Here is a 7,516-nt window from a genome sequence, read left to right as displayed (position 1 = left end):
CGTTCCATTTGAAAAGGTGACGAATCGCCGTGTCGGACCGAAGGATCGCAAGGTGGCTGATATGCTTCGCGCCGGCAAGCACGCCCATGACCAGCATCATGACGACATCCGCGGGGCGGTATATGGCAGTGTCGCCGCGCTGTATGCTGATGTGCTGTTGAAGCATCTTGATCAACCCAAGCTTTTCTGCAAAGCGCCCCAGGTGTACGAGCCCTGCGTTGCCGGTGAGGTTCTTTTCGGAAAATTGGACATGGAATCTGCGCATATATTCGATGCCTCCTTAAAGTATTGTTTTAGAGGCAATAATAGCATATTTTTAACCTGTTATAAACAAATAGATACTATGATGATGCAAGTTTTAGGTTATAGCTGATCTTCTTCGTCGTTCTATTCTAATGATACCATCAGCGTTCTTATCGAAACTTTTCAGGCGAAGAGACTTGTATGATCGTTTCCGGCTCAGATCATTGTGGTTATTTGCGTCTATTACGTTATAACCCGGCATGTCCAGTCTTTTGGGGCAGATCAATCTGTTTAACACGCAGATTCTTTTTGAAAATAAGGTTACGTCTTACGTCTACATAATTTTGCGAAAGACATGGGGTGCGGCCGGGGGAAGCCTCTGTGTAGAGGCTTCCCCCGGTTTCACAATGGGGCAGGTCTTTATTGCTGTTGCATCATATCCGTTTGCTGCGATTGATGTTCCAGCATCTGTTCCATCATCGACTGCATCATGTCCATACGTTTGTCCATCGTCTGCATTCGCTGCTGCATTATTTCCCCGGACATCGGCTTGTCTGTCATCATGCCGCCGTCCATGTGGCCATGACCCTTCATTCCCGACATCATTCCGGTGTCCATTCCGCGCATGGTCTTCATGCACTCCAGCATGGATTGCATGTGCTCCTGCATCAGCACCTTCTTTTTTTGGGGATCTTCTGTCTGACGGATGGCTTCCATTTGTCCATGCATTTGCGTCATTTGGTTCTGCATATCCGCCATTGCCTGGCCCGTCTTATCATCCGCAGTTGTTTGGCCGGCGTTCAGAGAATTTGCAGAAAAGACCAATGCCGAAATTACCAAGAAGTACAAGATTCTCTTGCTCATGATTCAACCTCCCTCAATTGACTTGGATTTAATATATATACAGCCCTTCACGCCACTGATCATGGATCAGTTTTTTGCGGCTGTTTCATTTCCATCAACAGCCATTGCCGCTGTTGAAAAAACCTTTGGATGCCCATACTCTCCGTGATATCCGCCGCTCCATCCGCCCTGGTTCATCCACCCAATCCCGTCGTGATGGGTCACCGGTGGTGTCCATGTATCTGCTGCCTAAGGGCATATGCCGGCATTTAAATTGCGTCATGAGCACTACCGGCCTGTGAATTGGACCTTCCCAGTCTGCTTGTCTACCAGTAGACGCTGGATGGTATTGCCGTCAGGTCCAACGATGCGGGCAGCGTAATAGCGGCCTTTGTTTTCAAGCCCCTCGATTTTGTATTCTTCAGCAATCCGGAGATCGATCTTTTTTTCGATGATGATCCTGGCGGTACCGGTGCTCATGCCGTCGAATAGTTCCCGGACGATCTCTCGATCGTTCGGGTCTATGGCCTCGGATGTTGAGCTTGATTTGTCCTTGTCATTGTCTTCGTATGCGCTTTGGATAAATTCGAGTATTTTCTGCTTGGGTTTCATTATAACGCTCCAAATTTTTTTGGCGCAACCGTCGTGCCTCGCTGATGACCGAGACTGCGCTGAAGCTCATGGTCGCCGCCGCGATCATCGAGCTAAACAGCAAGCAGCCCGAACGCCGGGTAAAGCAGGACGCCTGCGATAGGCTCCCAGGGAATTTTACACAAAGGCGAAAATTAAGTTCTGCTCAACGTCGCGTATGGTGGCGCGGCGTCCTGAATGGGCTGGAGCGCCGCGAGATTCCATCAGTCATGTGTTTCCACGGCGTCGCTGTTGCCCGTATGTTTATGCCCGCCGTGGTCTGGATCTGCATCGACATTCGATCCGCCGTGCGAGTGTCCATGGGCCGTCCGCTCCGCAGAGCCGGCCGTCTCGATCTGTTGACGATATTGGTCGGGCCTCATCCGGGGCATCTCTGTCGCCAGGGCTGTGAGCCCCCACAGGATATCCTCGCTGTGGGTCGGGCCGAAGGCGGGCATGCCGGTCATCTTGATGCCGTGTTTGATGACCCAATAGACTTCGGCTGTGCTCAACTCCTCCTGGATGTGGCCGGACACCATGCTCGGCGGGGCCGGGTAGAGGCCTTTTGAAAACTCTTCGGGCGCTTGTCCCGGCGCTCCGTGACAGCGCCGACACATCTCGTGATAGTGGGGAAGGGATGCTTCCCTGAGGTTCGGGTCATCTGAATTCGGCGCCTGGATGCCGCCGCTGTGCCCCTCTATCGAGCGTTCTTTTAGCATGTCGATAAACGAGGTTGTCAGGGCCCAGTGGGGCGTTGTCGCGGCGATGTCGTAGACGCCCGACCAGGCGTACAGAAGCGCTCCCGCCCCCGCAATCGCGGCGGCGATAAGGATGGACAGCAGCTGCTTCATGGTTCACCTCCCATCGGTTGCATATCTGGAAATTGTTTTGAAAACAAAGCCTTGAAAATTGGCAAATGATTATTTTTATGTTTATATGCCATGCTGCATGACATCGGTCGTTGCTTCGCGAAGTGATCAGCCTATATATATTCATACTCTAATATTTCATTCGTTTCAATCAGGCGAATCATGTATACGCAGACGAAAAAATAAGGAGCTCATGGGTTGATGCCGTATTCCTTGAGCTTGTTCTGGAGAGTCCTTCGGCTGATGCCCAGGATTTCCGCGGTACGGGTTCGGTTGCCCCCGGTCTCATCGAGGGTTCTCAGAATCATCCGCCGCTCCATCTCCTTGAGCGAAAGGCCGGGTTTCAGGGGCGCTTCGGCCGCCCTTTCTCCGCCCGCTTCGGTATGCAGGGCATCCGGCAGATCATCGGAACCGACGGCATCCCCGCGGCAGAGAATAACGGCCCGTTCCACGGCGTTTTCCAGCTCGCGCACGTTTCCCGGCCAGGAATATCGCATCAGGAGATCCGCGGCCCCCGGCGTGAACCGCTTGATCATCCGGCGATTCTTTTCTGCATACCGTTTGAGGAAATGCTCGGCCAAGGGGAGAATATCCTCCTGTCGATCTCGCAGGGGCGGCAGCGGGATCTCCACCACGTTGAGGCGGTAAAACAGGTCCTCGCGGAATCGGCCCTCCCGGATTTCGCGGGCCATGTCCCGGTTGGTGGCCGCAATGACCCGGATATCGACCTTGACCGAGCGGGTGCTGCCCAACGGTTCGAATTCCTGCTCCTGGAGCACCCTGAGGAGCTTGACCTGGGTGGTCGGCGCGGTTTCGGCGATCTCGTCCAGGAAGATGGAGCCGGTGTGGGCAAGCTGGAAGCGGCCCTGTTTTTTCCGGACCGCACCGGTGAACGCTCCCTTTTCATGGCCGAAGAGTTCGCTTTCCAGAAGGGGTTCGGGCAGGGCTGCGCAGTTCACCTTGATGAACGGCCGATCCTTCCTGTCGCTGTTCTGGTGGATCGCCCCTGCGATGAGTTCCTTTCCCGTGCCGCTTTCACCGGAGATGAGTACCGTGGCCTCCGACGGGGCCACCAGGGAAATGGTTTCGAACAGCTGTTTCATGGGTGGGCTATGGCCCACGATGTTTGCGAAGTCGAACCGGTCGCCCAGTCGCTCTCTGAGGAGCTGGTTTTCCTGCTCTAGCCTCCCGTAGCGCAGGGTTTTTCCCACCAGGATCCTGAGTTCGTCGATATCGAGAGGCTTGGTGAGGTAGTCGCTGGCACCGGATTTAAGGGCGTCAACGGCCGTATCCACCGCGGCGTAGGCGGTCATGATGATGACGGGGATGTCGGGGGTGATGGCCTTGATGCGATGGAGGGCTTCGATGCCGTCCATCCGGCTCATACGGATGTCCATCAGGATGAGGTCATACCATCTCTCCGATACGGCGTCTATAGCCGCAATGCCGTCCGCTGCATGGGTGACGGCATATCCCTCCTCGGTGAGCACGGCTTCGAGCATGCGCCGGTGAGAGGCGTCGTCGTCGACGATCAGAATTTCAGCGGTCACGGGCGTCCTCCGGAATCGCTCCGGGAATGGAGATGATGAATCGGCATCCCCGCTGTTTCCCAGGCGGCGGGCTTTCAATTCGTATCCCGCCATTGTGGTTTTCTGCAATTTTCTGGACGATGGCGAGTCCGAGACCGGTCCCCTTGTCCCGGGTCGTGAAGAAGGGATCGAAGATCCGGGCCTGGAACTCCGGGGAAATGCCGGGGCCGTCGTCCTCGACCCAGAGCATCAGCCCGCCCCTTTCGTCCGTCTCGGCGCCGATGTTCAACACGCCGCCGCCGTTCATGGCCTGGAGAGCGTTGAGGCAGAGGTTGAGCAGCGCCTGGGTGATCTGGCCGCCGTCCAGAACCGGCTGTGACGCGATCGACGGCAGCCGTCTTCCCACCATCACGTTTCCCTCTCGGGCGTCTCCCTCGATCAACCGGAGCACGTGGTCCACGAGCTCCTTGAGATCGACCGCCTCCGCCTCGGCATTCTGGGGCCGGGCAAAGGTCAGCAGGTCGGTGACGACCCGGTTGATCCGGTCGACCTCCTTCACCATCACGGCGGCGTATTCGCGGTCCCGGGGGTGGTCCTTGAGGATATGTCCCAGGAACTGGGCGAATCCCCGGATGGAACTCAAGGGATTTCGGATTTCGTGGGCCACGGCGGCCGCCAGTTTGCCGACGGCCGCCAGTTTCTCGGACCTTCGGACCTGCGCCTCCAGGCGCTTGATCTCCCTCAAGTCCCTCAGCAGAATGACGGCGCCGGTGATACTGCCGGCATTGTTCGTCAGCGGGGTGCTGCTCAAAGCCAGGGGGATGGTTTCGCCGCTCCTGTCCTGCCTCAGAATTTCCCGGTCCATGACAGGTTTGCCCGAGGTGAGGGTTTTCCGCACGCCGGCGGCGTCGAAGTCGATGATCCGGCCGAGATTGACGCCCTCGATTTCGGCATCCGCAAGCCCCAGAAGCTCCAGGGCCAGGGTGTTGTGGGAAAGGACCATTCCCCCGGCATCGATGCTGACGAGGCCATTGGCCATGTGGTCGACGACCTGTCGGGTGTAGTCCCGGGTCTGTTGAAGGGTCCGGTCGACCAGGTAGTAGTTCTGGATCACGAAGATGAAAAACAGTGCCCCCGATCCCAGGGCGACAAGGATGACCGCCATGACCACGGCGTGGCGGATGTCAGCCCGCCGGGCCGCTTCGAAGGCCGTCATCCGGAGTCCAATGGCAAGACGGACGCCGGCGTTTTGCGCCACCCACCGGTGGCACAGCTCCGAACCGTTGAAAGGGCACATGGCCGGCAGCATCTCCCTGGGGAACGGCGTAAAGCGTTTGGACAACTCATATACGGAGGTGCCGTCGGGAAGTTTGCCGAGATGTTCCGCCAACATGGGGTCGCCGTCTTCGGTCGTCCCCGCCGAGGTCCGGATGGGGAGGCGGCCGTCGGACGTCCTTCCTTCGAGCGCCGGATCGGAGTGATGGAGGTATCGTCCCTCCCGATCGGCCAGATAGATGTAGGCGATGTCCGGGCTTTTGGCGGTCTCCTCGATCAGCCGGGCGACGACATCCGCCTCCCACCGGGAGGAGAGCATGCCCGCCCGCGCCCCCGCCTCCATCACCTGGAGCATGGCCAGTCCCTGCCGCCTGACGAAGGCGCCGGCATTCTTGCGGTTCATGTCCAGGTTGCGGTAGGTGGAGATGCCGATGAAGCCCAGAAGCAGCACCACCACCGCAACAATGGACAGCGCGGGCAGGTAGAGTTTTCGACGCTGTAGGATGCGCATGGATCAGAGGATCGGATCGAAACAGCTCAGTAGATGGATCGCATCCAGCCCATGATCTTGTGGATGATCAGCTTGTCCACCAGGGAGCCTTCCTGGGTCTGTATGACGGCTTCGAAGTGCGAACCCTGGTCGGTGACGTCCCCCATTTTCAGGTTGGGATTGCCCATGAAGGCCAGGCGACCTTCCACCATAGCTTTGGCGTCATCGAGGGTGAGGGGGGATGCCGGGTTCATTTCCATCCGCCCTTGGCATCCGCAACGGGGGCAGGGGCAGTCATGGATCATGCCGTATCCGTGCCCCATACCACAACCCCGCATCTGCATCATGCCGCACCCGGTGCCGTACCTTTTGCCGTGCCCTTTCATGGGCATGCCCTGCATCCCGGGGCAGCCCGACATCGAGGGCGCCTGTCCTGCATCGGAGGGCTGTGCCTTCGCAGCGGAGGATTCAGCGGGCGGGCTCTCAGATGTTCCGGACGCCTTCGTTGTTTCAGCATGAAGTCCGGTCAACGAGAGCGCGGCGAGACAGACGATGATGGATGCAACCCAGATCAATCTTTTCATGGGATTCCCTTTCTTCCGTTGGGTTTAAGTATCATAATTTTATATCGGTGTCATAGATGGTTCATATTGAGATCATGAACCGTTTCGTTTTTCTTCCATTTCCTCCCCGATCCGGCTGCCGTGATCATGCGGTTCAGTCAGAGTGAACAGCAAAAACGGTGCCATGCAGAAACCGGTACCCTATTATGGTAAGGTAATGAGGCCGGTTGTTGAATGCAAGCCCCGCATCGGAGGGTGTGGCGGGATCCTTTTCCACGGGAAGCCGTCCGGAAGGAGAGGATGTGGATCCACCGTCCAACATTACGACGCCCGAAAGCGCGGAATAATTTCGCGATTTTCCGGGTCGTCCCCGGTACGGCGGGTGCGGCCCCATTGAAGGGCCTCCGGCCTGGTTTCCCGGAGCGCCTTCTATCGGATCCTGCAAAATCCCGCTAACACGACAAGGACCGCGGAAACGGACTTCAGGACTGAGGACAATGCCCTGACAGAGGACGAAATATGATTCGCATTCGAAGCCTTCACCAGCGCATCATCCTTATGAAGAGATATGTATTTGAGGTAGAATCCATAGATCGGTACCGTCGATCTATCTGTCAATCTTCAGGAATCTCGCGTTGACGGCGACAATCACGGTGCTCATCGACATGAGCACCGCGCCCACGGCGGGAGACAACAGAACCCCGTAGGTGTAGAGCGCTCCGGCGGCGAGGGGAATGGCGAAGGCATTGTATCCCGTGGCCCATACAAGGTTCTGGATCATTTTCCGGTAGGTAGCCCGCGAGAGATCCAGGATGGCCGCCGCATCCATGGGATTGCTTCGCACAAGGACGATATCGGCCGTCTGGACCGCCACGTCCGTCCCGGCGCCGACGGCGATGCCGACATCCGCCTGGGCCAGGGCGGGCGCGTCGTTGACGCCGTCTCCCGTCATGGCGACCACCAGGCCGCTGTTCTGCACCGCCTTGACCTTTTCGGCCTTGTCCTTGGGAAGCACCTCCGCAAAATAGTCGTCCAGCCCGATCTCCTCGGCCACCCATTTGGCAACCAACCCAT

Annotated in this window: 7 protein-coding genes and 1 pseudogene; all 8 read right to left on the bottom strand. The window is 57.4% G+C overall.

The window, feature by feature from the left end; all coding sequences use genetic code 11:
• A pseudogene (locus tag AB7S84_RS15445) lies at positions 1-265 on the bottom strand (IS1380 family transposase); the annotation flags it as partial.
• A gap of 398 nt (positions 266-663) precedes the next feature.
• A complete protein-coding gene (locus tag AB7S84_RS15440; RefSeq protein ID WP_428155577.1) occupies positions 664-1,107 on the bottom strand; it encodes a hypothetical protein in 444 nt (147 codons plus the stop codon).
• A 267-nt stretch (positions 1,108-1,374) separates the two neighbouring features.
• Positions 1,375-1,698, bottom strand: coding sequence for a hypothetical protein (locus AB7S84_RS15435; protein WP_428155575.1), 324 nt, complete (start codon positions 1,696-1,698; stop codon positions 1,375-1,377).
• Between the two features lie 242 nt (positions 1,699-1,940).
• Entirely contained in the window at positions 1,941-2,567 is a 627-nt protein-coding gene (locus tag AB7S84_RS15430; RefSeq protein ID WP_428155573.1) for a c-type cytochrome, read from the bottom strand.
• A 209-nt stretch (positions 2,568-2,776) separates the two neighbouring features.
• A complete protein-coding gene (locus tag AB7S84_RS15425; RefSeq protein ID WP_428155571.1) occupies positions 2,777-4,135 on the bottom strand; it encodes a sigma-54-dependent transcriptional regulator in 1,359 nt (452 codons plus the stop codon).
• The gene (locus tag AB7S84_RS15420; RefSeq protein WP_428155569.1) at positions 4,125-5,900 is read right to left on the bottom strand and encodes a two-component system sensor histidine kinase NtrB; all 1,776 of its coding nucleotides are present in this window, start codon (positions 5,898-5,900) and stop codon (positions 4,125-4,127) included. Before AB7S84_RS15420 ends, AB7S84_RS15425 begins: the two co-directional genes overlap by 11 nt.
• A 26-nt stretch (positions 5,901-5,926) precedes the next feature.
• Positions 5,927-6,463: a hypothetical protein gene (locus tag AB7S84_RS15415; protein ID WP_428155567.1), complete on the bottom strand. Its 537-nt coding sequence runs from the start codon at positions 6,461-6,463 to the stop codon at positions 5,927-5,929.
• 586 nt (positions 6,464-7,049) lie between these two features.
• Positions 7,050-7,516, bottom strand: a 467-nt coding sequence (locus AB7S84_RS15410; protein ID WP_428155565.1) for an HAD-IC family P-type ATPase, incomplete at its 5' end; no start/stop codon positions are given.

The organism is Desulfococcus sp., assembly GCF_050178255.1.
In the GTDB taxonomy this organism is placed as follows: domain Bacteria; phylum Desulfobacterota; class Desulfobacteria; order Desulfobacterales; family Desulfococcaceae; genus Desulfococcus; species Desulfococcus multivorans.
Note: the sequence above shows the minus strand (reverse complement) of the source record. Positions and strands in the feature narration are given on the sequence as shown.